We start from the raw sequence: 21140 nt of genomic DNA, 5'->3' as shown, positions 1-21140 counted from the left end.
GCAATATTTCGACGGCCTATTGCAAGATAACGACTCCGTCACGAGCGACTCGTCGTCAACGGCGAGCCGCCGGAACGCGGGCCGTGGAGGCCCTGACCACCAGCTCGGGCTCGAACAACAGCTCGTCGGCCGGCACCACCGCCTTGTCGATCTGCGCGACAAGCAAATCGACCGCGGCCCTGCCCATGGCGTCGATCGGCTGGCGGACCGTCGTCAGCGGCGGCTCGGTGCAGTTCATCAGCGCGGAGTCGTCGAAACCGATGACCGAGACGTCCGCCGGCACGGACAGCCCGGCGCGGCGGGCCGCCCTGATGGTGCCGAGCGCGAGCAGATCGCTGGCGCAGACCACGCCGGTGACGCCGCGTCTGACCAGCCTGGCCGCCGCCGCGTGCCCGCTCTCCAGCGAGAACATCGTGTGCTCGACCAGCTCTGGGTGGCAGCCGGCCGACAGGAACGTCTCCAGCTTGCGCCGCGACGGCATGTGGTCCTTCGGCCCGAGCACCATGCCGATCCGCTCGTGGCCGAGCGCGCGCAGGTGGGCCACGGCCATCTCGGCGGCCACCGCGTCGTCGCAGGACACCTGCGGGAAGTCGAGCCGCGCCACGGCCGCGTTCACCAGCACGGTCGGCAGCCTGCGCTCGTGCAGCAGCTCATAGTGACCATGCGCGGCATCGGCCTGGGCGTAGAGCCCGCCCGCGAAGACCACGCCGCTGACCTGCTGCTGGAGCAGCAGATCGACGTAGTCGGCCTCGGAGACGCCGCCGACCGTGCGCGTGCACAACACCGAGGTGAACCCCTGCTGGGCCAGGGCGCCGCCGACCACCTCCGCGAAGGCGGGGAAGATCGGGTTCTGCAGCTCGGGGAGCACCAGGCCGACCAGCCGGGCCCGGTCGCCGCGCAGCTGGGTGGGGCGTTCGTAGCCGAGCACGTCGAGCGCGGTGAGCACCGCCTCGCGGGTCGCGTCGGACACCCCCGGCTTGCCGTTGAGCACGCGGCTCACGGTCGCCTCGCTCACCCCGACCTTCTTGGCCACCTCTGCGAGTCGTCGTGTCATGCGCAAACTATACGACCTGGGACGCAAGCGGTTGCAACGGCTTGCGTCAATCCGACGCTATCGCTTGCGTGGCGCGCACACCAGGCCCCGTTATTCCGCTCCAGGGCTGACCAGCAGAGAAGGATCGCACAACCACGACGCGAGACAATCGATTCGTTGCGCAATATCGTCGCAATCTTGCGGCCATCTGTTCGGCATCCTATGGTTCGGCCATCCGCCTGATCCGAAGGGCCACCCCCATGAGAGCTCTCATCGCCGCCCTCACGTTACTCGCCGGACTCCTCGCCGCCCCCGCGCACGCCGCGGCCGACACCGACCTCGCCGCCGGGAAAACCGCCACCGCCGGCAGCCACGCCGACGTCCACCGCGCCGCCAACGCGACCGACGGCGACCAGGCCACCTACTGGGAGTCGGCCAACAACGCCTTCCCCCAGTGGATCCAGGTCGACCTCGGCGCCGCCGCCGACGTCAGCAGGCTCGTCCTCAAGCTGCCCGCCGGCTGGCCCCGCCGCGCCCAGACGCTGACCGTCCAGGGCAGCACCGACGGCACGGCCTTCACCACGCTCGCCGGCTCGGCCACGTACACCTTCGCGCCCACCGCGACGATCACCCTCACCGACGCCAGGACCCACCACGTCCGGCTGCTGTTCACCGCCAACACCGGCTGGCCGGCGGGGCAGCTGTCCGAGTTCGAGATCTGGGGCAGCCGCCCCGACGGGCCCGGCGGTCCGGGCGACGGCGCCAACCTCGCCCTCGGCAAGCCGGTCGAGGGTTCCGCCCACACCCACACGTACGTCGCCGCGCACGCCAACGACGACGACCTGAGCACGTACTGGGAGAGCGCCGCCCACCCCGGCACGCTCACCGTGCGGCTCGGCGCCGACACCGACCTCGGCTCCGTCACGCTCAAGCTCGACCCCTCCCAGGCCTGGGCCAGGCGTACGCAGGCCATCGAGGTCCTCGGCCGCGCGCAGGGCGCCGCCGGATTCACCGGCCTCGTCCCCCAGGCCACCTACACCTTCGACCCGGCCACCGGCAACACCGTCACCATCCCGGTGACCGGCAGGGCCGCCGACGTCCGGCTGCGGATCACCGCCAACTCCGGCGCACCAGGCGGCCAGATCGCCGAGTTCCAGATCTTCGGCACGCCCGCGCCCAACCCCGACCTGACCGTGTCGGGCCTGGCCTCGTCGCCCGCCGCGCCGGCCGAGACCGACGAGGTCACGCTCTCGGCCACGGTCGGGAACGCCGGCACCGAACGCTCCGCCGCGACCACGGTGAACTTCTACGTGGGCGACGACAAGGCCGGCAGCGCCGACGTGGCCGCCCTCGCGGCGGGGGCGTCGGCCACCGTGTCCGCGGACATCGGCACGCGTACGGCCGGCACCCACGAACTGTCCGCCAAGGTGGACGAGGACGGCAAGGTCACCGAGCAGGACGAGGCCAACAACGCCACGACCGGCACGCTGACCGTGAAGGCCGCCGACACGGCCGACCTGATCGCCTCGCCCGTCGCCTGGACGCCCGGCAACCCCGCGGCGGGCGACACCGTGACGTTCACCGTGGCGATCAAGAACCAGGGCACGATCGCCTCCGGCGGCGGCTCCCACGGCATCACGCTCACCGTCGCCGACGACTCCGGCGACGTCGTCAGGACCCTGACCGGCTCGGCGACCGGCACGATCGCCCCCGGCGCCACCACCGCCCCGGTCCGGCTGGGCACCTGGACGGCGGCGAACGGCAGGTACACCGTCAAGACGGTGCTCGCCGCCGACCCCGAGGAACTTCCGGTCCGGCGCGACAACAACACCAGCACGCTGCCGCTGTTCGCGGGCCGCGGCGCGAACATGCCGTACGACACGTATGAGGCTGAGGACGCCGTGCTCGGCGGCGGCGCCACCCGCGCCGGCCCGAGCAGGGAGATCGGCACGATCGCCGGCGAGGCGTCGGGACGGCGCGCGGTGACGCTGGACAGGACCGGCGCCTACGTCGAGTTCACCACCAAGGCGCCGGCCAACACCCTCGTCACCCGCTTCTCCATCCCCGACGCGCCGGGCGGCGGCGGCATCGACTCCACGCTCAACGTCTACGTGGACGGCGCCTTCCACAAGGCCATCGCCCTGACCTCCCGCTACGCCTGGCTCTACGGCCCCGAGGCGAGTCCGGGCAACGACCCCGGCTCGGGCCCGCCCAGGCACATCTACGACGAGGCGAACCTGATGCTCGACACCACCGTGCCGGCGGGCAGCAGGGTCAGGCTGCAGAAGGACGCGGCCAACGGCTCGACGTACGCGATCGACTTCGTGGACCTCGAGCGGGTGGCCCCCATCGCCAACCCCGGCCCCGGCACGTACGCCGTGCCGGCCGGCTTCTCCCACCAGGACGTGCAGAACGCGCTCGACAAGGCCCGCATGGACCCCGGCCTGACCGGCGTCTACCTGCCCGCGGGCGACTACCCGACGACGGGCAAGTTCCAGGTGTACGGCAAGGCGGTCAAGATCGTCGGCGCCGGGCCGTGGTACACCAGGTTCCACGCGCCCTCGGGGCAGTCCAACACCGACGTCGGCTTCCGGGCCGACGCCACCGCCAACGGCTCGACGTTCGCGAACTTCGCCTACTTCGGCAACTACACCTCGCGCATCGACGGCCCCGGCAAGGTGTTCGACTTCACCAACGTGGCGAACATGACGATCCAGAACCTCTGGGTCGAGCACCAGGTCTGCATGTACTGGGGCTCGAACACCGATGACATGACGATCCGGAACTCGCGGATCCGCAACGTCTTCGCCGACGGCCTGAACATGACCAACGGCAGCACCGGCAACCACGTCACCGACGTCGAGACCAGGTCCACGGGCGACGACAGCTTCGCGCTGTTCTCGGCGATCGACAACAACGCGGGTGAGCAGCACGGCAACGTCTACGAGAACCTGACCTCGCTGCTCACCTGGCGGGCCGCGGGCGTGGCCGTCTACGGCGGCTACGGCAACACGTTCAGGAACATCCACGTGGCCGACACGCTGGTGTACTCCGGCGTCACGATCAGCTCGCTGGACTTCGGCATCCCGATGCACGGGTTCGGCGCCGACCCGCCCACGGTCTTCGAGAACATCTCGCTGGTCAGGGCCGGCGGGCACTTCTGGGGGCAGCAGACGTTCCCGGCGATGTGGCTGTTCTCCTCGTCCAAGAAGTTCCAGGGCATCCGCGTCAGCAACCTGGACATCGTGGACCCGACGTACAGCGGGATCATGTTCCAGACCGGCTACCAGGGGACCACACCGCTCAACCCGATCGAGGACACGGTCTTCACGAACGTCTCCATCAGCGGGGCGAAGAAGAGCGGCGACGCCTTCGACGCCAAGTCGGGCTTCGGCATCTGGGTGAACGAGCTGCCCGAACCCGGCCAGGGCCCGGCGGTCGGGTCGGCCACGTTCGACGGCCTGCGGTTCTCCGGCAACGCCCAGGACGTCAGGAACACGACCTCGACCTTCACCCTGAACATCGATCCGTGACGCGCGTCAGGTGAGGTCCGACCTGGTGGGCAGGCCCTGCCAGTCGCTCGCGCTGGTCACCGCGGCGGCGCTCAGCAGCGCCCCGCGGTGCAGGCGTTCCTGGGGGATGAGCCCGTCGAGAGCGGCGCTGATGTAGCCGGCCGTGAAGGCCTCCCCCGCCCCGGACGTGTCCACGACGGGCACCTGCCAGCCGGGCACGTCGTACCGCATCCGGTCGGCCCGTACGCTCGCGCCCTTCGCCCCGCGGTCCACCACGACCTCGCGCTCGGGCGTGAGCGCGGGCTTGACCAGGTCGAGCTCGTCCTGGCGGAGGAAGAGCAGGTGCGAGCGGCAGGCCAACTCGCCGAGCACCTCCTCGGCCTCGCGCACGGACGTCCACAGTTCGGGAACGTACTCGACGGCGAAGGAGATCATCACGTCGGCGTTCCTCGCGGCGTTCACGGCGACCCGCACGGCCTCGCGCGCGTCCCGGCCGAGTCCCGCCGTCAGGCCGGTGACGTGGAGCATCTTCGCCGCGGCGATCCGGTCGATGGGCACGTTGCCCGGCGCCAGCCGCGAGCCCGCCGAGCCGGCGCGGTACTGCGTCGCCCTCGGCTCGCGGCCGATACGCGTCTCCCTGAGGATCAGTCCCGTCCGCAGCCCCTCGGACACGCGCATGTCCAGCACGTCCACACCCTCGCCCTTGAGCACGGTGAGCGCTCTGGCGCCCAGTTCGTCGTCGCCGACCTTGCCGAGGTACGCGGACCGGTGGCCGAGCCGGGCCAGCGCGACCGCGAGGGTGAACTCGGGTCCACAGACGTCCAGCCTGGCCTCGCTCTCGTGGCGCACGCGGCCGCTGGAGACGACGCCCAGCGGCTCGCCCAGGGTGTAGACGTCGGTCATGAGCCATGACTGTAGTGGCTCAAGTCACCCAGACGGTCTTTTTTCCCGCATAAGCGCAGGTTAAAGCGTGATCAAAAACTTTCTCGAAACTTGGGCCAACCTTTTCCCCAACGGGTGCCTCTAAGCAATACAGGGAGCCGGCGCCCCGGGCCGGCTCTGAAGTCAATACGGGGAGAGGAATCAGCACCCTCATGAAGAAGATCGCAGCAGGACTCATTTCCGCCGTCGCCGGCGGCACCATGCTCGTGTCCGGCGCGGGCGTGGCCTCGGCCACCACCGCTCACGACACGTACCTTAAGATCCGCGACATCTCGCCGAACCCCGTCGTGGTCAAGGGCAACGCCGAGACCAAGGCGTTCTTCGACGTCGGCGCCAGCCGACGCGTCGAGAAGGTCGTGCTCAGCGTCGAGCCGGCCAGCCCCAAGTACCGCACCATGCGGACCAAGGGCATCGACGACCTCGAGGGCTGGCGCTACGCCATCGCCTTCAACAAGAACGACCCCGAGGGCAAGTGGAAGGCCACGGCCGTCGCCTACAACAAGGCCGGCAGGAAGGTCGCCACCGACTCCGCGTACTTCTACGTGGATGTCCGCAAGGGCCGGGCCGACACCCGGATCTCCCGGTTCTACGCGTCCCCGTCCAAGGTGCGCAAGGGCCGGTCGATCTACTTCTCCGGCCGCCTCCAGGTCGATGACCGCCACTGGGAGGGCGTCCGCGGCGAGCGGGTCAGCATCTACCACCGCGCCAGCGGTTCCAGCGCCTGGAAGTGGGTCGACTCGGCCAAAACCGGCCGGGGCGGCAAGTTCTACGGCAAGACGCGCGCCTACCGCAGCGGCAGCTTCAAGGCCGTCTACCGCGGTGACCGCGAGCTCCAGCCGTCCACGAGCCGCACGGACTACGTGCGGGTCTACAGCTGGCGTCGCTAGTCCCACCACCGCAGGCCCGGTCCCCTCTGAGGGGGCCGGGCCTGCGGCTTTCCGGATTCGTTCACGTTCCGAGGTTTATCGATCACGCGAATGCCGCATGGACTACCCCATTGCATTGATCGACCCTCGAAGGAGCCGCCGGATGCCGCATCCCTTGATCGCCCTCGTCCTGAGCATGACGAGCACGCTCGGGACGGCCCCGTCAGCCGAGGTGTCCGTACGCTACGAGCCCGCCGGCTCGCCGCGCGCCGAACAGGCCAGAAAGCTGCTCAAGGACAGCGACGCGCTGAAGACCAAGATCAAGGTGCCGCAGCCGGTCAAGGTCGTCGCCAAGGACTGTGGCTCCCCCAAGGCCCTCTGGGATCACGCGGAGCGCCGCATCACGATCTGCTACCAGCTCGTCGACGAGGTCCGCAAGACCATGAAGGGCATCGCGGAGACCGAGGAGGTCGGCTCCGGCGCCGCGTCCGCCCGCATGGACGGCGCGCTCAGCGTGGTGTTCCACCATCAGCTCGGCCACGCCCTGACCACGCTCAACGGCATGCGGGACAGCGAGGGCCAGGCCGACCAGTTCGCGGCGCTCACGCTCGCCGCCGACGCGCCCAAGCGCGTGGTGCCCGCCGCCGAGGCCCGCCACCTGCTGGCCGGGCACACCGGCGTCGACCACCTGTCGGGCCCGACCGAGTCGGCCACCTTCGCCTGCCTGCTGTACGGCTCCGACCCCGTCAAGCACGCCGAGATCGCCAAGGGCGGCTGGGTCCCCGCCGAGCGGGCGCCCTCCTGCGCCGACGAGTACGCCCGGGTCAATACGGCCCTCGGGTCCATGGCGGTGAAAGCAGGCGGCTGACGGGTAGCGTCCCCGGTATGGCTGACGACCTGCTCAAGGGCTGGGACCCGTTCGACATCTTCGACGCCGAGGCGGCCCGGCTCGACCGGTTCTTCTCTGGGCTCGACGAGACCGGCTGGTCCCGCCCGTCGCGCTGCGCGGGCTGGTCCGTCCGCGACGTGCTGGGCCACCTGGCGGGCGAGGAGCTGTACAACCACGCCTGCCTCGACGGGACCGTGCAGGACCTGCTGACCCGGTTGTCGGCGGAAGGGGTCAGCGGGTTCAACGACTTCAACGAGTGGTCCGTACGCCGGCGCAGGGACCTGCCCGTCGAAGAGGTCCTGGAGGAGTGGCGGGTCAAGAACGGCGAGACGCGCCGGCGCATGCGGGAGCTCGGCCCGCATGCCCTGCTCGACACGATGGCCGGCCCCTACCCCAACAGGCTGCAGGCCTTCCACTACGACTCCGAGTACGCCACCCACGCCGACGACGTCGGCGCCCCCGTGCCCGAAGGGGAGGCCGAGGGCAGGACGTCGTGGCGGGTGGCGGTCGGGCGTTTCGTGCTTGCGGAGCAGGGCGCCGAGGTGGAGGTCGAGCCTGCGGGCGAGCAGATCCGGGCATCCGTGGACGGGGCCGGCGCGATGTTGTCGCGCGCGCAGTTCGTCGAGGCCACGGTGGGCCGGCTGCCCGCCTCCGGCGGGATGGACCCGCGCGTCGTCGCGGCGCTGAGGTGCCTGGCCTGAGCACCGGGAGACGGCGCTCCCTCAGGTCGTCAACACGGCGATCAGCAGGCACACGATCACCAGGGTGACCGCGACGTAGATCACCCACGCGCGGGGCGCCCGCCCGCGCAGGCCGCGCCCCCCTGGCCCGGCCCCTCGGGCCCATTCGGTCTCGTCGATCTCGGCGACGCGCCTGACCAGCTCGGGGTCGTCCTGCTCAAGGGCACGCTCGATCTCGGCGAGGATACGGCGCTCCCTCGGGGAAAGACTCATCGCGCTCACCTCACACCGGTGACCACCTTTTACCCGCCGTGGCAGCGGACATGCCGTCGCTTCGGGGGCTGACTACCGTGCCTCCGGGTCGAGCCCGAGCACCGTGCGCCCGCCGTCCACCGGGATCGTGGCCCCGTTGACGAAGGAGGCGTCGTCCGACAGCAGATGGGCCACGACGGAGGCCACCTCCGCGGGCGCCGCCACGCGGCCCAGCGGGTGGAGCGTGGCCAGTTGTTCCTCGACGGCCGCAGCGCTCTCCGGAGGCTGAGCGGCCATGAACGCCTCATACCGTTCCGTGGCCACCGTGCCGGGAGCGACGGCGTTGACCCTGATGCCGTGCCTGCCGTACTCCACCGCCAGCGACCTGGTCAGCCCCTCCGTGGCGGCCTTCGCGGTCGCGTACGGCAGCCCGCCCGGCACCGCCCTGGTGGCCTGGTGCGAGGTGACGTTGACGATGGCGCCCGGCGTGCCGGCATCCAGGAAGTGGCGTACGGCGGTGGCGCAGCCGACCACGGCCAGGTCCAGGTTGGCCGCGATCAGCGCCCTGACCTCGGTGACCGGGGCCGAGTGCACCGAGGCGTCCCTGAACACGGCGGCGTTGTTGACCCAGCCGCGCAGCGGGCCCGACTCCTGGGCGAGGTCGGCGGCCCAGGCGGCGACCTCCTCGTCCGCCGCGTCGCCGATCACGGGGATCACCCTGGGCCCCGCCCAGTCCAGGGCGGCGGGGTCGTGTTCGACGGCGACCACGGTGTTCCGGTCGCCGAGCAGCCGTTCGACCACGGCCTTGCCGATGCCGCGTCCGCCTCCGGTGACCACAAAGGAATGTCCCATGACACAACGCTATTAGCCGTCCACGTATATAAGACAATGCAATTCCGGGCGGCGTGATCTTTATCACGAGTTGTTGTCATATGAACGGGAACAGTAACCAAGTGATCGCTCAACCGACCTCTTCCGTACGGCTCATCGGAGCACTCGCGATCACTCAGACCGCCGGATACGGCGTGCTTTATTACGCGTTCTCGGTGTTCATTCCGCCGATGTCGCGGGACCTGCACGTCGGCGTCGCGCAGCTCACCGGAGCGCTCACGCTGGCCGTGCTGGTGTCCGGAATGGTGGCGCCGGCCGTCGGGCACTGGCTGGACCGGCACGGCGGGCGCGTGCTCATGACGGCGGGATCGGCGCTGGGCGCGCTGTCGCTGCTGGCCTGGTCGCAGGTGACCTCACTGGTCCAGCTCTACCTGGTGTGCGGGGTGCTCGGCGTGGCCTCGGCGATGGTGCTGTACGAGGCCGCGTTCGCGGTGATCGTGGCCTGGTTCGACGCGGCGCGGCGGGCGCGGGCGCTGCTGGCGGTGACCGTGGTGGCGGGGTTCGCGTCCAGCATCTTCCTGCCGCTGACGGGGTTGCTGGTCGAGGTGTACGGGTGGCGGCGGGCGTTGGTCGCCCTGGCCGCCGGATACGCCCTGGTCGCGGTGCCGCTGCACTGGCTGGCGGTGCGAAGCCGGCGGGCGCCCGTCCACGTGGACCGGCGCGAGATCGTCGGGGCCGCCCTGCGGGAGCGTCCGTTCTGGCTGCTGGTGTCGGCGTTCCTGGCCCAGACGGGCGCGCTGGCGGTCATGGGGGTACTGCTGGTCACGTACCTCATCGTGCTCGGCCACCCGCCCGTGTTCGCCGCGAGCGTGGCGGGCCTGCTCGGCGTGCTCTCGGTGACCGGCCGCCTGGTCACCACCGGGCTGCAGGCGCGCTGGCCGGTCGCGCTGATCACGGCGGCGATGTTCGCGTTGCAGGGCCTGGCCGCGGTGCTGCTGCCGCTGGTGGGGCGGAGCACGGCCGGAGCCGTGGGGGCCGTGGTGCTGTTCGGGCTGGGGTTCGGGGTGGGGACGATCGCGCGGCCGGCGTTGCTGGCCGACCGGTACGGTACGGCCGCGTACGCGTCGCTGAACGGCGCGCTCACGCTCCCCGTCACCGTGGCCAAGGCCGCCGCGCCGCTCATGGCGGCCGGGATCGCCCAGTTCGCCGGGTATCCGTCGGTGATGGCCGCGGTGGCGGCGGCCTGCGCGCTCGGCGCCCTGTGTCTGGTGGCCTACGATCGGCGGGAGCGTGCCGGCGGAGCACCCGCCTGATCGTGGCAGGGCCGGGAGCCGTACGACGGGCAGGGCCGGCCGATCGCCCTCGGCGAACTCACAACCCGCAAGCCCCCGAACACCTAAGGTAGCCGTATGGATACACCCCTCGAGGTCCTGCACCGTGTGTTCGGCTACGGCTCGTTCAGGTCGAACCAGCAGGAGATCATCGACCACGTCGTGGCCGGCGGCGACGCGCTCGTCCTCATGCCCACCGGCGGGGGCAAGTCACTGTGCTACCAGATCCCCGCCCTGGTGCGCCGCGGCGTGGGGGTGGTCGTCTCGCCCCTCATCGCGCTGATGCAGGACCAGGTCGACGCGCTGCGGGCGCTCGGGGTGCGGGCGGGGTTCCTCAACTCGACGCAGGACTTCGACGAGCGCCGGCTGGTGGAGGCCGAGTTCCTCGCGGGCGAGCTCGACCTGCTCTATCTCGCTCCCGAGCGGCTGCGCGTCGACGCCACGCTGCGGATGCTGGCCAAGGGCGACATCTCGATGTTCGCCATCGACGAGGCGCACTGCGTGGCCCAGTGGGGCCACGACTTCCGCCCCGACTACCTTGAGCTGTCCAAGCTGCGCGAGTCCTGGCCCGACGTGCCGCGCATCGCGCTGACGGCCACCGCCACCCCGGCCACCCGCACCGAGATCTCCGCCAGGCTCGGCCTCGACGAGGCCCGCCACTTCGTCGCCGGCTTCGACCGGCCCAACATCCACTACCGCATCACGCCCAAGAGCGAGCCCAAACGGCAACTGCTCGACTTCCTGCGCACCGAGCACCCAAGCGACTCCGGCATCGTCTACTGCCTGTCGCGCTCCTCCGCCGAGAAGATCGCCGAGTTCCTGGCCGCCAACGGCATCGCCGCGCTGCCCTACCACGCGGGTCTCGACGCCCGCACGCGCGCCGCCCACCAGGCCCGGTTCCTCCGCGAGGACGGGCTGGTCGTGGTGGCCACGATCGCGTTCGGGATGGGCATCGACAAACCCGACGTGCGCTTCGTGGCCCATCTCGACCTGCCCAAGTCGGTGGAGGGCTACTACCAGGAGACCGGCCGGGCCGGGCGCGACGGGCTGCCCGCCACCGCGTGGATGGCCTACGGCCTGCACGACGTCGTGCAGCACCGGCGGATGGCCATGGAAGGCGACGAGGCCCACCGCCGCCGCCAGGTGCACCACCTCGACGCCATGCTCGCGCTCTGCGAGACCGTGGGCTGCCGGCGGATGATGTTGCTCGACTACTTCGGCCAGAAGGGCTCGGAGCCCTGCGGCAACTGCGACACCTGCCAGGCGCCGCCCGAGTCGTGGGACGGCACGACCGCGGCCCAGAAGGTGCTCTCCACCGTGTGGCGTCTCGACAAGGAGCGGCGCCAGAAGTTCGGCGTGGGGCAGACGGTCGACATCCTGCTCGGGAAGAAGACGGCCAAGGTGCTCCAGCACGGCCACGAGACGCTCACGGTGTTCGGGGTGGGGGCCGATCTCGGCAACACGGAGTGGCACGGGGTGGTGCGGCAACTGCTCGCCCAGGGGCTGCTGGCGGTCGAGCCCAACCACGGCGCGCTGGTGCTGACCGACGGCAGCGCGGCGGTGCTCAGGGGGCAGCGCGAGGTGCCGCTGCGCCGCGACGCCCTCCGCCCGGCCCGCGCCAGGACGACGCCGGGCAAGGCCCCGGCCGCGGCCGAGCTGCCCGAGGAGGCCGCTCCGGTCTTCGAGCGCCTGCGCGCCTGGCGTGCCGCCACGGCCAAGGAGCAGGGGGTGCCCGCCTACGTCATCTTCCACGACGCGACGCTGCGCGAGATCGCCACCCGGTCACCGTCCACCCTGGCGGAGCTCAGCCAGATCAACGGCGTGGGCGAGAACAAACTAGCCAAATACGGCGACCAGGTCCTGACCACCCTCGGCGAGAGCTCCTGACAACCCGGACCGGTCCCGCTTCTCGGACCGCGGCACCCCGCCGCGCATGGGTGGTGGCGAACATCGGGGTGGTCGGGGTCGGGTGGTGGCGACGGCCGCACGAAGAACGGTCGTCGCCACCACGTTGCTCGGCCCTGGCCGTGGCGTTCCGCCGTGTCGCCCCTCCGGCCCGGGCCGGACGGATATCCGCCCCCATGCACGGATTGACCCGTGTGGTGGTCCGGTGGTGACCGGTGGCCACTTACGATCTTCCCACCGTATCGGATGGATCGTTGGGGGTTCGCGGAGAGTCATGTCCGGGTGACTGCTCTGTACAGCACGATCGTACGGCGTTTTGTGGGGTTTTGGTGGGATGAGCGCGCGGTGGATTAGCGTGTGCGGTGGCCGTGACGCGCCCCGGCACACGCCCCCGAGAACCGGCCGGTGAACGGTGTGTGGGTCAGTCGCGGCCCAGCGAGGAATAGGCGGCGTTCTGGCCCGTTTCAGGCAGATTGCCGAGTTTGTTGACCTCGTTCGTCAGCCCTTCGAGCACGGCACGCAGTTGCACCTGCGTGACCTCGGCGAACGTGCGCAGGTAGGCGATGCGCCGTTCCAGTTCCTCGGCCTCGGCCGACTGGTGTCCGCCGCTCGACCGGTAGACGTTGACCGCCTGGTTGGCCGCCTCCTCCGCCCGATGCTGCGCCTCCTGCAGCACCTGTTCGTACTGCTGGCGTGCCTGGCCCACCAGCCGCCGGGCGTAGTCCTCCGCCTCGGCGATCTGGGCGTCGGCCGTCTGCTGGGCCCTGGAGAGAAGGTTGACCGCGTCGACGCTGAGCCTGGCCTGCTGGTTGTCCGGGGCGGTGACGTCGGTGCCCCGGTCCTTGTACCAGTTCTTCAGCCGTTCCACCTCGGCGCGCAGGTCGGCCTTCTCCATGTCGCCGGCCGCCATGTCGTCGGCCGTGCGGTACAGGAAGCTCCGCACCTCTTCCTCGCTGTAGCCGCGGTGGCCGAGTTTGGTACGGGAGAAGGTGTGGTTGCGCACCCGTTCGGGTGTGAGCCGCCGGCGGTCGTTCGATGGGCGCTCGCCCCATGGCATGTCTGCCGTCACGGCTCCCTACCTCCAGCAGTGGTGAACTCGTCGAAGCGGATGTGCTCGGGTGGCACCCCTGCGTCCAGGAGGCGGGAGACGGAGCCTTGGACCATCTCCTCCGAACCGCAGACGTAGACGTCCTGGTCGCGCCAGGCTTTCAGCGCGACGTCGACCGCGTAGCCGTGCTCACCCCGGTAGAAGGCGTCGCGGGACACGACGGGCACCACGCTCAGCCAGGGGTTGTCGGCCTCCAGTTTGGCGAGCGCCTCGGCGTCGTACAGTTCGCGGGAGGTTCTGGCGCCGACGAAGAGGCGCACGGCGCGGGGCGGGCCCTCGTAGGCCACCTGCTCCACGAGTGACTTCAGGGGAGCCAGGCCGGTGCCGCCCGCGATGAGGAGAAGCTCCCTGGCCGGTCCCGGGCTGAGGGTCAGCCGGTCGCCCACCGGTGCGCTGATCTTCAGGATGTCGCCGCGCTGCGCGGCGTGCACGAGGGCGGTGCTGACCGTGCCGCCGTCGACGACGCGTACGTGCAGGTCGATGGTGTTGTCGCGGCGCGGTGCGTTGGCGATGGAGTAGTAGCGCCAGAGTTTGGGACGCAGCGCGGTCGAGACGGAGGCGGACTGGCCGGGGCGGAAGGGGTACTGGTAGTTCAGGCGGGCTCTGATGACCGCGATGCCGGGGACGCGCACCTCGTGGAGGATGATCTCGCCCTCCCACCATGGCGGCGACGTGGCCGACGACTCCTCGGCCGCCTCGGTCATCACTTTCGCGACCAGCCCGTACGCCGCCGTCCAGTCGCGCGCGAGGGCCGGCGTCCAGAGGTCGCCAAGGAAGTGTTCCAGGGTGGCGAGCAGCGCCTGCCCGACGGCAGGATAGTGCTGCGCGACCACGGAGAACTTGCGGTGGTCGCGGCCGAGTTGCTGCAGGAACGGCACCAGCTCGTTCACCCGGTCGACGTTGCTGACGACGTGTCCGAGCGCGTTGACCAGCCGGTCGCGCTGGGCGGCCATGGACACCGGGAAGAGCGAGCGGGTCTCCGGATACATGAGGAACAAGGCGGAGTAGAAGAACAGCGGCACCTGGTCACCCGACTGGGCGACCTGGCGCCAGCTGCCCTTCAGAGCTTGCGTGTCCACTTATCCCGCTGCCCCTACCTCCACGATGGACCCGCGCACCTGGCCCAGGACCGTCGCGACGTGCGCCACGAGGTCGTCGTCGGCGCCGAAGTCCTCCCGGAGCACGGTGACGAGGATGTGGCCGACCCTCTCGTAGTGCTCGCCCGTGACTCCCATGCCCCGGTGGGCGTCGCCCAGGTCGTGGCCTTCGTACACCTCGGGGCCGCCGAGGACGGAACAGAGCAGCATGACCATGTGCCGCTTGAGCCTTGCCATGTCGACGCCGCTGAAATACGGCTTGAGCTCGGCATCGTCCAGCACGACCGTATAGAAGCGGTCGACCACGGCGCGAATGGTCGAAGCGCCGACCTTGTCGTAGTACGAACTCATGGAGACTACAAACCTCCTGAATGGAACGATATTTTCCATGCGTGATTACGCGCAGTGAATTGGCCGCCTCGATGCGGAATCATTCCGACTAGGACGTTCTTCAGCCGATCACCTGAATGGGGGTCTCGCCCTGGCGAAACAGGCGGGTGCCCGGCCGGGCCGGTGCGCCCATGACCTGCAACATCTCATCTACCTGCGCCGATGCACTCCGCAGGACGGCAGCGGAATGGCGTCCGCCGCCTGTCGCGGCTTCCGCCCTCACAGCCGAAACCGGCGCACAATCCGAGTGCCACTCATGTCCCCCATAAAGCGGATCCGGTGCAGGCCGAATACCCGTACCGACCCCTGACCATCAGGCTTTCCGAGAACGCGAACATGCGTCAGAAACACTAAGGGGTGAGCAGATCGCTCGCAACCGCCTCAGGCCGACAATGCCGCATTTTCCGGACAACCATTCCACCTTTAGGGGCTATTCCACGCGGAACATCCGAGATCTCCCGTTCCTGGACGAAAACACGCCTCGCCACATTCACCGGCCGGGGTATCTCAGAGGTGTACACGCCAGTTCGGGTCGCGGCCCAGGAAGGCGAGGAGGCGGTCCTGCGCGGGCGTCGCGCGCGGCACCCCCACCCGCGCGGCGAACCTCCCGGGGCGGTCCGCGGGCGTGACGAACACCTGGGCCAGGTCCAGCAGTTCCTCGGCCAGCGCGGGCGGGATGGGACGTTGCTCACCGCACGACCTCGCCACGTCCCACCCGTGTACGGCGACCTCGATCGCGCCGACCGCGGCCACCACCGGGCTCGACACGTGCCATCCGCCGATGGAGACGGGCTCGTCGGCGAGCAGGGCCGTCCACACCCCCAGCACCATCGTCGCCTCGTCTCTGAGGGACAGGGCCGGGTTGGTGAGGACCGGCCAGGGCGCGGCGGACACGGGACAGAGCTCGACGGTACGGGACGCGGCCGCTTCGTTCAGGCTCCCCAGCGAGTCGCCGAGGTGGTCGAGCAGCCGCTGCAGGCTCCAGCCCGAACAGGGTGTGCCCCGGCAGAGCGCGTCAGGGGTGACGAGCCGCAGGCTGCCCACGGCGTACTCGATCGATCGCTCCAGCAGCGCCACACCGGCGGCCAGCGCCTTCTTCTGCTCGCCCATCATCGCCTCCTCGCACAGGAAGACCCGGCCGCGGCGGGAAACTCATCGCAACCTTCCGGCCGGATCGCGCGTAGAGAGGGTGAGGAGGTGCGGTGATGGGATGCCTGACGTGTGCGGTGGCCGTGCTGGCGGTGGCCGTCCTGGCCGGATGTTCGGCCCCGGCGCCGGCCACCGGCTCCACCCCGGGCGCGGGGCCGGGGAATGGGTGCGGGCAGGTCGTGGAGCCGGCGGGCGAGGGCTTCCCCGAGGTCCAGGGAACGGCGCGCGGCGCGGAACTGTGGGGGCTGCTCTTCGTGGAGAGGACCCCGCTCCGCCATGGCGACGAGGTCAAGATCGTGTGGCGGATGACCGGTGAGGGGCCGCTGCGGGTCGCCGCCTCGCTGCCCGACGGCACCGCCGCCACGCTCGTCTGGGGGCCCGAGGAGCACGGTGGATCCAGTTGGCGGCGGCCCGGCCAGGAGTGGGGCACCGGGTTCGTGTTCCCCGAGCCGGGATGCTGGAAGGTCGAGCTGACCCGCACGCGGGGCGCGGGGCACGTCCTGCTGGACGTGGTCTGAGACCGTCCGGAGACCCCGCCTACGACGCGCGGGACAGGGCCCGGTCGACGAAGGCGGTCACGTCGTCCAGGACCTCGCCCTTGTTGGTCTCGTTGAACACCTCGTGCCGGGCTCCGGGGTAGACGCGCTCGGTCAGGTCGGCCCCGCGTACGGCCTCGACACCGGGGCGGCTGCCGGCGATCGGGACGAGCTCGTCCGCCTCCCCGTGCACCCACAACGTCGGCAACGATCCGAACGTGCCACTCTCGGCGATCGTGGCCAGCGTCGTCGCGAACGCCTCCAGCGTGGCACGCTTGAACGGCCCGTGCCACACCAGCGGGTCGGCGGCGTACGCCGTGCCCACCGACAGGTCGCGGGAGAGAGTGGCCGGGTCGATCGGGGTGTCCGGCGGCTCCTCGTACGCCAGCAGCTCCGGCACGATCGCCCAGCTGCCGATCACCGGCCCCGACAGGACGAGCGCGGCCAGCCCGGCGCCGTGACGCTGGGCGTAGCGGGCCGCGATCAGGCCGCCCATCGAGTGGCCGATCACCACGACGGGCACGCCCGGGTGGTCGGCCCTGCCGAGCCGCTCGACGGTGTGCACGTCGGTGACCACGTCCTCGAAGTCCTCGATGAGCACGCGGTCGCCCTCGGATCTGCCGTGGCCCATGTGGTCGGGCCCGTAGACGGCGGCGCCGTGCCGGACGAGCCGGTCGGCCACGTACTCGTAGCGGCCGATGTGCTCACCGTAGCCGTGGACCAGCACGGCGACATAGCGCGGCCGCTCGTTCGGCCAGACGCGGGCGGTGATGCGGTCCCTGGTGCCGGAGAAGGTGTGCTCCCGTGACTGCGCCATGCTCACTCCCTTGATCGAAAGTGCGGCGAGCGTACGCCGGAAGCCGCCCGACCGTCCACCTGCCCTGCCGAGGGCGTGAACGCGGAGCGGTGGTTATTGCTTCGGGCAGAGCACCGCTTCGGCCGCCTGCTGGATGATCGCGTTGGGGGCATGGGGATCAGTGCTCAGCGTGGTGGAGACGGCGAACTGTACGCGGCCGTCGTACGTGCTGAAGGTCATCGCGTTGAAACCGGCCGCTGCGCCTCCGACAACCCGCATCGGCGGCTTGTTCCCGCATATGCGCTCGGCGGGAGGCGGCCCTTCCGGCTTGCCCGGCGGCGTTTCCTCCCAGATCTGCTGCAGGTCGTCCGGCAACAGCTTGTCCTTCTCGAACGCGCTGAAGAACCTGCTCATGTCACGCGCGGTGGACACCACTCCGCCGGTGCCCGCGCCGTAGCTCGCGTTGAGCCGGTCCATGTCGTGGAGCTTGCCCTCGCCATCACGAGCGTAACCGTGCCCGTGCGGGCCCTTGATGCCTTCTGGGGGCTTGGTGGTCCCGTAGGTGCGGGTCATCTTGAGCGGATCGAAGATCCGCCGCTCGAACTCCTCGGTCGAGGGGTTGCCGGTGATCTCCTCGATGATCATTCCGAGGAGGATGAAGTTGGTGTTGGAGTAGTGGTACTTCTCGCCCGGCTCCCCCGTCCGGGGCAGGTCGCGGGTCTTCTTCACCAGATCGGCCGGCGAGTAGTAGGTCGTGAAGTCGAAGATGTCGAGGTGGCCATTGGGGATGCCGGAGGTCTGCTGGACAAGGTGCCGGACGGTGATCTCGCCGGCCCGTTCCACCAGGTCCTGCTCGGCCACGATCGGCAGCACTTCGCTGAGCTTGTCGTCCAGGCCGAGCTTGCCCTCCTCGACCAGTTGCAGTGCCACGAGGGCCGTCATGTACTTGCCCTGGGATCCGATGCGGTAGCGGGCGTTCTCGGGAATCTTCCCGCCCTTGCCACCCAGGAGCCTGGAGCCGGCCGTACCTCCGTCGACCTTCTTGCCGTCGACGTAGAGCCCTCCGACCGCCCCGACGATCCCGGAGTTCTTCGCCAGGGCGGTCAGCGCCTTCTGCACGTCCCCGTATCGGTGCTTGGCCTCTGCGGTGGCGGGCTGCACGCTGCCCAGCGTCATCATCGCGCAGGCCAGCCCGGCGACGCCGAAGGCCATCGTGCGATTCATCTTGGTGATCCTTCCTTGCTGGAAACGTCTGCAAGGCGCCGGCCGCAGGACCGGAACTCGCCGAGCCGGGTCTCGCGCGACGCCGACCTCATGTCTAGGGCAGCACGCGTTTCCCCACCGTTTCCGGCTCCCGGAGACCTCGTTACCGCAGGAAGAGCCACACCCGGAAGAACTCAGGTCATCGCGCCCTCTCGGGGCGGGCGGCCGTCACGGGGCCACGGTGACGTGGTCGAACTCGTCGTCGGACAGCGTGCGTCGCAGAATCCGCAGCACCTTGGCGGCGTCGTCGTGCGGCCCCTGCATGTAGAAGGGCCTGCCGTCGCGCCCGAACGTGATCGCGGACTTCTCCTCCCACGCCCCCAGGGCGCCGGCCACGGGCTCGAACTCCTCGTCGGGCTCGAACCCGAGCGTGCGCGCGTAGTCGATCGACCCGAGCACGAGGTGCCTGGCCAGGTCGATCGGCGCCTCCTGGTAGCCGGCGTACTCGCCGAAGAAGTATTCGCGGAAACGCCGAAGCTCGCGCTCGTCGAGCACGTCAGGCCCGATGGCGTTCTTCACGCCCAGGCAGTAGACGTCGGCGAGGTAACCGGAGACCGCCATCCGGTCATAGCCGTGGCGGCGGGCCACGAGCACGCACACCATGCCGTCCACGCCGGACCCGGGGGCCTCGTCCACCCAGCCACGCGCGGGGTCGACGTCGAGGCCGTCGCTCCAGCCCGTGTTGATCCAGCACCCGACCACTTCGGGCTCGCCGGTGGGCGCGCTCTCCGCGGCGATGGCCCGCACCAGCGGCGCGACGACCGACGGGGCGACCTTGAGCGCGCGGGCGATCTCCTTCGGCGAGCGGCCCTGCAGGCGCAGCTCGCGTACGCGATCCTTCAGATCCATGCGAGGAGCCTAGCCGTCCGGGAGCCCGCTCAGCCCGCGGACGACGTCACCGTGTCCACGCCCGTCTGGCTCACCGATCGGCCCGAGACCAGGACGAGCGCGAGGTTGCGCAGGTCGGACAGGCAGGTGAGCGGGTCTCCCGCGACCGCGATGAGGTCGGCCCGCTTGCCCGCCTCCAGGCTTCCGGCCGCCTCCCCGACCCCGCAGGCGTCGGCGGCGCGCACGGTGGCCAGCTCGATGATCTCCGCGTTGCCGAACCCCGCCTCCGCGAACACCTCCAGGCTCGCCACGAACCCGTCGGCACGGTTGGCCACGCCGCTGGAGACGAACCCGGCGTCGGTGCCCGCGATGAGCCGCACCCCCGCCTCTCGCATGGCCGCGACCCCGCTCAGCCAGTCGTCGAGCATCTCGGCGCCGAGCACCTCGCGCGAGCGCCAGAACACGCCGTGCAGGGTCGGGCAGACGTACGTGCCGCCGGCGGCGACCAGGTCGGCCAGCTCGGCGTCGTACCGATGGCCGGACGGGGTGAAGAACGAGCAGTGCTCGATCGTGGTGACCCCGGCCTCGAGCGCGCTGCGGATGGCCGCGTGGGCGTGGGCGTGCGCGGCGACGCCCTTGCCCCGCGCGCCGGCCTCCTCCACGACCACCCTGAGCTGCTCGGTCGTGTACTGGGGCACCCAGCTCGGAGGCGCGCCCGGCGTCATCTGGCCGCCCGAGGCCATCACCTTGAGGCAGTCGGCGCCCGCCCGCAGGTTCTCCCTGGCGACGCGGCGGATGGCGACCTCGTCGTCGGCCTCGCCGCCCATGTACCAGCAGTGGCCGCCGGTGATCGTGATCGGCCTGGTCGCGGCCACGAGGTGCGGGCCGACGGCCAGCCCCTCCTCGATCGCGTCCCGCAGCGCCAGGTCGAGGAAGTCGCGCCCGCCGAGGTCTCGGGCGGTGGTGACGCCGGCCGACACGAGCTTGCGCGCGTTCTCCGCCATCCGCAGCAGCAGGTGGTGGTCGCTCTCGGCGCTGCGCCGGGTGACCGGGTCGACCGTGGCGTCGAACCCGAGGTGCACGTGGGCGTCCACCAGGCCGGGCAGCACCGTGTGGCCGGGCAGCTCGACGACCTCTCCCGCCTCCCCCGCGCTGCCGCGCGGCCCTACCGAGACGATCGTGGCCCCGTCGATGAGGACCTCTCCCTCAGCGATCACCTCTCCGGGACGTCCGGTGAGCACCCTGGCCGCGCGAATGATCCGCATGATCTCACCCTGCCATGCCCCTTAAGCCGCCGAGAAGAGGACCGTAAGCGCCGTAGGCCACGGTGGAGCGGTCGCTACGCAGCACGGAGGGCAACACCGATGGCTCGAACCGCCGAGTACGGCCTCACTCTCGTCTTCGACGCCCCGCGCGAGCAGGTGTGGGCCGCCTGGACCGAGCCCGAGCGCTTCTCCCGGTGGTTCGGGCCCGCCTCGCTCGCCACGCCGTTGGGCCGGCTCACGCTCGACGCCTGGCCTGGCGGGATCTGGCGGGCCACGCTGGTGGGGGAAGAGGGGTTCGAGGCGACGCTCGACGGAACCTACCGCGAGGTCGAGCCGCCGGAACGGCTGGTGTTCACCACGGGCGGCCCCGACGGCACGGGCGATGGCCCCGCGTCGGTGGTGACGATCGAGCTCACGGACCTCGCGGGCCGGACCGAGATGCGCTTCCACCAGTACGGCGTCAGCGC

Annotated in this window: 20 protein-coding genes; 8 read left to right on the top strand and 12 right to left on the bottom strand. The window is 70.5% G+C overall.

Annotation, left to right across the window (positions count from 1 at the left end; translation table 11 throughout):
• Positions 1-55: 55 nt before the first annotated feature.
• Complete coding sequence (locus GUY59_RS25175; RefSeq protein WP_138204841.1) at positions 56-1054, bottom strand: LacI family DNA-binding transcriptional regulator; 999 nt, start codon at positions 1052-1054, stop codon at positions 56-58.
• Positions 1055-1293: 239 nt separating this feature from the next.
• On the opposite strand from GUY59_RS25175, the gene GUY59_RS25170 reads away from it, so the two are divergent.
• Complete coding sequence (locus GUY59_RS25170) at positions 1294-4566, top strand: CARDB domain-containing protein (RefSeq protein ID WP_138204843.1); 3273 nt, start codon at positions 1294-1296, stop codon at positions 4564-4566.
• A 6-nt stretch (positions 4567-4572) separates the two neighbouring features.
• Here GUY59_RS25170 and GUY59_RS25165 read toward each other — a convergent pair whose 3' ends face one another.
• Complete coding sequence (locus GUY59_RS25165) at positions 4573-5448, bottom strand: sugar kinase (RefSeq protein WP_138204845.1); 876 nt, start codon at positions 5446-5448, stop codon at positions 4573-4575.
• 191 nt (positions 5449-5639) lie between these two features.
• On the opposite strand from GUY59_RS25165, the gene GUY59_RS25160 reads away from it, so the two are divergent.
• The 3 genes from GUY59_RS25160 (at position 5640) to GUY59_RS25150 (ending at position 7943) form a co-directional block, all read left to right on the top strand.
• Positions 5640-6374, top strand: a complete 735-nt coding sequence (locus GUY59_RS25160) for a hypothetical protein (protein WP_161714679.1) — start codon at positions 5640-5642, stop codon at positions 6372-6374.
• A gap of 142 nt (positions 6375-6516) precedes the next feature.
• The gene (locus tag GUY59_RS25155; protein WP_161714678.1) at positions 6517-7221 is read left to right on the top strand and encodes a DUF4344 domain-containing metallopeptidase; all 705 of its coding nucleotides are present in this window, start codon (positions 6517-6519) and stop codon (positions 7219-7221) included.
• A gap of 17 nt (positions 7222-7238) precedes the next feature.
• Positions 7239-7943, top strand: a complete 705-nt coding sequence (locus tag GUY59_RS25150) for a maleylpyruvate isomerase family mycothiol-dependent enzyme (RefSeq protein ID WP_138204849.1) — start codon at positions 7239-7241, stop codon at positions 7941-7943.
• A gap of 21 nt (positions 7944-7964) precedes the next feature.
• Here GUY59_RS25150 and GUY59_RS25145 read toward each other — a convergent pair whose 3' ends face one another.
• A complete protein-coding gene (locus tag GUY59_RS25145; protein WP_138204851.1) occupies positions 7965-8195 on the bottom strand; it encodes a DUF3040 domain-containing protein in 231 nt (76 codons plus the stop codon).
• A 72-nt stretch (positions 8196-8267) separates the two neighbouring features.
• The gene (locus GUY59_RS25140) at positions 8268-9026 is read right to left on the bottom strand and encodes an SDR family NAD(P)-dependent oxidoreductase (protein WP_138204853.1); all 759 of its coding nucleotides are present in this window, start codon (positions 9024-9026) and stop codon (positions 8268-8270) included.
• A 101-nt stretch (positions 9027-9127) separates the two neighbouring features.
• Here GUY59_RS25140 and GUY59_RS25135 point away from each other — a divergent pair, with 101 nt between their 5' ends.
• Complete coding sequence (locus GUY59_RS25135; protein ID WP_330849202.1) at positions 9128-10318, top strand: MFS transporter; 1191 nt, start codon at positions 9128-9130, stop codon at positions 10316-10318.
• Between the two features lie 96 nt (positions 10319-10414).
• Positions 10415-12223, top strand: coding sequence for a DNA helicase RecQ (gene recQ, locus GUY59_RS25130; protein ID WP_138208037.1), 1809 nt, complete (start codon positions 10415-10417; stop codon positions 12221-12223).
• A gap of 439 nt (positions 12224-12662) precedes the next feature.
• Here the strand turns inward: recQ and GUY59_RS25125 are convergent, their stop codons facing one another.
• From GUY59_RS25125 to GUY59_RS25110, 4 genes are all read right to left on the bottom strand, one after another.
• Positions 12663-13310, bottom strand: a complete 648-nt coding sequence (locus GUY59_RS25125; RefSeq protein ID WP_138208036.1) for a DivIVA domain-containing protein — start codon at positions 13308-13310, stop codon at positions 12663-12665.
• Complete coding sequence (locus GUY59_RS25120; protein WP_138208035.1) at positions 13307-14428, bottom strand: globin domain-containing protein; 1122 nt, start codon at positions 14426-14428, stop codon at positions 13307-13309. The genes GUY59_RS25125 and GUY59_RS25120 overlap by 4 nt, the downstream gene beginning before the upstream one ends.
• Positions 14429-14797 carry a group I truncated hemoglobin gene (locus GUY59_RS25115; RefSeq protein ID WP_201761314.1) on the bottom strand — a complete coding sequence of 123 codons (369 nt, stop codon included), beginning with the start codon at positions 14795-14797 and terminating at the stop codon, positions 14429-14431.
• A gap of 546 nt (positions 14798-15343) precedes the next feature.
• Positions 15344-15946, bottom strand: coding sequence for a TIGR03086 family metal-binding protein (locus GUY59_RS25110; protein WP_161714676.1), 603 nt, complete (start codon positions 15944-15946; stop codon positions 15344-15346).
• A gap of 95 nt (positions 15947-16041) precedes the next feature.
• On the opposite strand from GUY59_RS25110, the gene GUY59_RS25105 reads away from it, so the two are divergent.
• Positions 16042-16503, top strand: coding sequence for a hypothetical protein (locus tag GUY59_RS25105; protein WP_138208032.1), 462 nt, complete (start codon positions 16042-16044; stop codon positions 16501-16503).
• A 19-nt stretch (positions 16504-16522) separates the two neighbouring features.
• On the opposite strand, the gene GUY59_RS25100 is transcribed toward GUY59_RS25105, so the two are convergent.
• From GUY59_RS25100 to GUY59_RS25085, 4 genes are all read right to left on the bottom strand, one after another.
• The gene (locus GUY59_RS25100) at positions 16523-17338 is read right to left on the bottom strand and encodes an alpha/beta hydrolase (protein WP_138208031.1); all 816 of its coding nucleotides are present in this window, start codon (positions 17336-17338) and stop codon (positions 16523-16525) included.
• A 93-nt stretch (positions 17339-17431) separates the two neighbouring features.
• Positions 17432-18541, bottom strand: a complete 1110-nt coding sequence (locus GUY59_RS25095; protein ID WP_138208030.1) for a serine hydrolase domain-containing protein — start codon at positions 18539-18541, stop codon at positions 17432-17434.
• A gap of 207 nt (positions 18542-18748) precedes the next feature.
• Positions 18749-19429, bottom strand: a complete 681-nt coding sequence (locus tag GUY59_RS25090) for a helix-turn-helix domain-containing protein (RefSeq protein ID WP_236667472.1) — start codon at positions 19427-19429, stop codon at positions 18749-18751.
• Positions 19430-19458: 29 nt separating this feature from the next.
• Positions 19459-20673: an amidohydrolase family protein gene (locus tag GUY59_RS25085; RefSeq protein WP_132334213.1), complete on the bottom strand. Its 1215-nt coding sequence runs from the start codon at positions 20671-20673 to the stop codon at positions 19459-19461.
• A gap of 99 nt (positions 20674-20772) precedes the next feature.
• On the opposite strand from GUY59_RS25085, the gene GUY59_RS25080 reads away from it, so the two are divergent.
• Positions 20773-21140: SRPBCC family protein (locus tag GUY59_RS25080; RefSeq protein ID WP_161714675.1), on the top strand; the 368-nt coding region annotated here is incomplete at its 3' end.

It is taken from the genome of Nonomuraea sp. K271 (assembly GCF_009908215.1).
GTDB lineage: Bacteria > Actinomycetota > Actinomycetes > Streptosporangiales > Streptosporangiaceae > Nonomuraea > Nonomuraea longispora.
The sequence above is the reverse complement of the archived record's forward strand: the minus strand, read 5'-3'. Positions and strand labels throughout refer to the sequence as shown.

What these genes read in the sequence shown, in the direction of transcription:
- GUY59_RS25175 (WP_138204841.1), bottom strand. Translation starts at nt 1,054, where the DNA reads ATGACACGACGACTCGCAGAGGTGGCCAAGAAGGTCGGGGTGAGCGAG.
- GUY59_RS25170 (WP_138204843.1), top strand. Translation starts at nt 1,294, where the DNA reads ATGAGAGCTCTCATCGCCGCCCTCACGTTACTCGCCGGACTCCTCGCC.
- GUY59_RS25165 (WP_138204845.1), bottom strand. Translation starts at nt 5,448, where the DNA reads ATGACCGACGTCTACACCCTGGGCGAGCCGCTGGGCGTCGTCTCCAGC.
- GUY59_RS25160 (WP_161714679.1), top strand. Translation starts at nt 5,640, where the DNA reads ATGAAGAAGATCGCAGCAGGACTCATTTCCGCCGTCGCCGGCGGCACC.
- GUY59_RS25155 (WP_161714678.1), top strand. Translation starts at nt 6,517, where the DNA reads ATGCCGCATCCCTTGATCGCCCTCGTCCTGAGCATGACGAGCACGCTC.
- GUY59_RS25150 (WP_138204849.1), top strand. Translation starts at nt 7,239, where the DNA reads ATGGCTGACGACCTGCTCAAGGGCTGGGACCCGTTCGACATCTTCGAC.
- GUY59_RS25145 (WP_138204851.1), bottom strand. Translation starts at nt 8,195, where the DNA reads ATGAGTCTTTCCCCGAGGGAGCGCCGTATCCTCGCCGAGATCGAGCGT.
- GUY59_RS25140 (WP_138204853.1), bottom strand. Translation starts at nt 9,026, where the DNA reads ATGGGACATTCCTTTGTGGTCACCGGAGGCGGACGCGGCATCGGCAAG.
- recQ (WP_138208037.1), top strand. Translation starts at nt 10,415, where the DNA reads ATGGATACACCCCTCGAGGTCCTGCACCGTGTGTTCGGCTACGGCTCG.
- GUY59_RS25115 (WP_201761314.1), bottom strand. Translation starts at nt 14,797, where the DNA reads ATGAGTTCGTACTACGACAAGGTCGGCGCTTCGACCATTCGCGCCGTG.
- GUY59_RS25110 (WP_161714676.1), bottom strand. Translation starts at nt 15,946, where the DNA reads ATGGGCGAGCAGAAGAAGGCGCTGGCCGCCGGTGTGGCGCTGCTGGAG.
- GUY59_RS25105 (WP_138208032.1), top strand. Translation starts at nt 16,042, where the DNA reads ATGGGATGCCTGACGTGTGCGGTGGCCGTGCTGGCGGTGGCCGTCCTG.
- GUY59_RS25100 (WP_138208031.1), bottom strand. Translation starts at nt 17,338, where the DNA reads ATGGCGCAGTCACGGGAGCACACCTTCTCCGGCACCAGGGACCGCATC.
- GUY59_RS25095 (WP_138208030.1), bottom strand. Translation starts at nt 18,541, where the DNA reads ATGAATCGCACGATGGCCTTCGGCGTCGCCGGGCTGGCCTGCGCGATG.
- GUY59_RS25090 (WP_236667472.1), bottom strand. Translation starts at nt 19,429, where the DNA reads ATGGATCTGAAGGATCGCGTACGCGAGCTGCGCCTGCAGGGCCGCTCG.
- GUY59_RS25085 (WP_132334213.1), bottom strand. Translation starts at nt 20,673, where the DNA reads ATGCGGATCATTCGCGCGGCCAGGGTGCTCACCGGACGTCCCGGAGAG.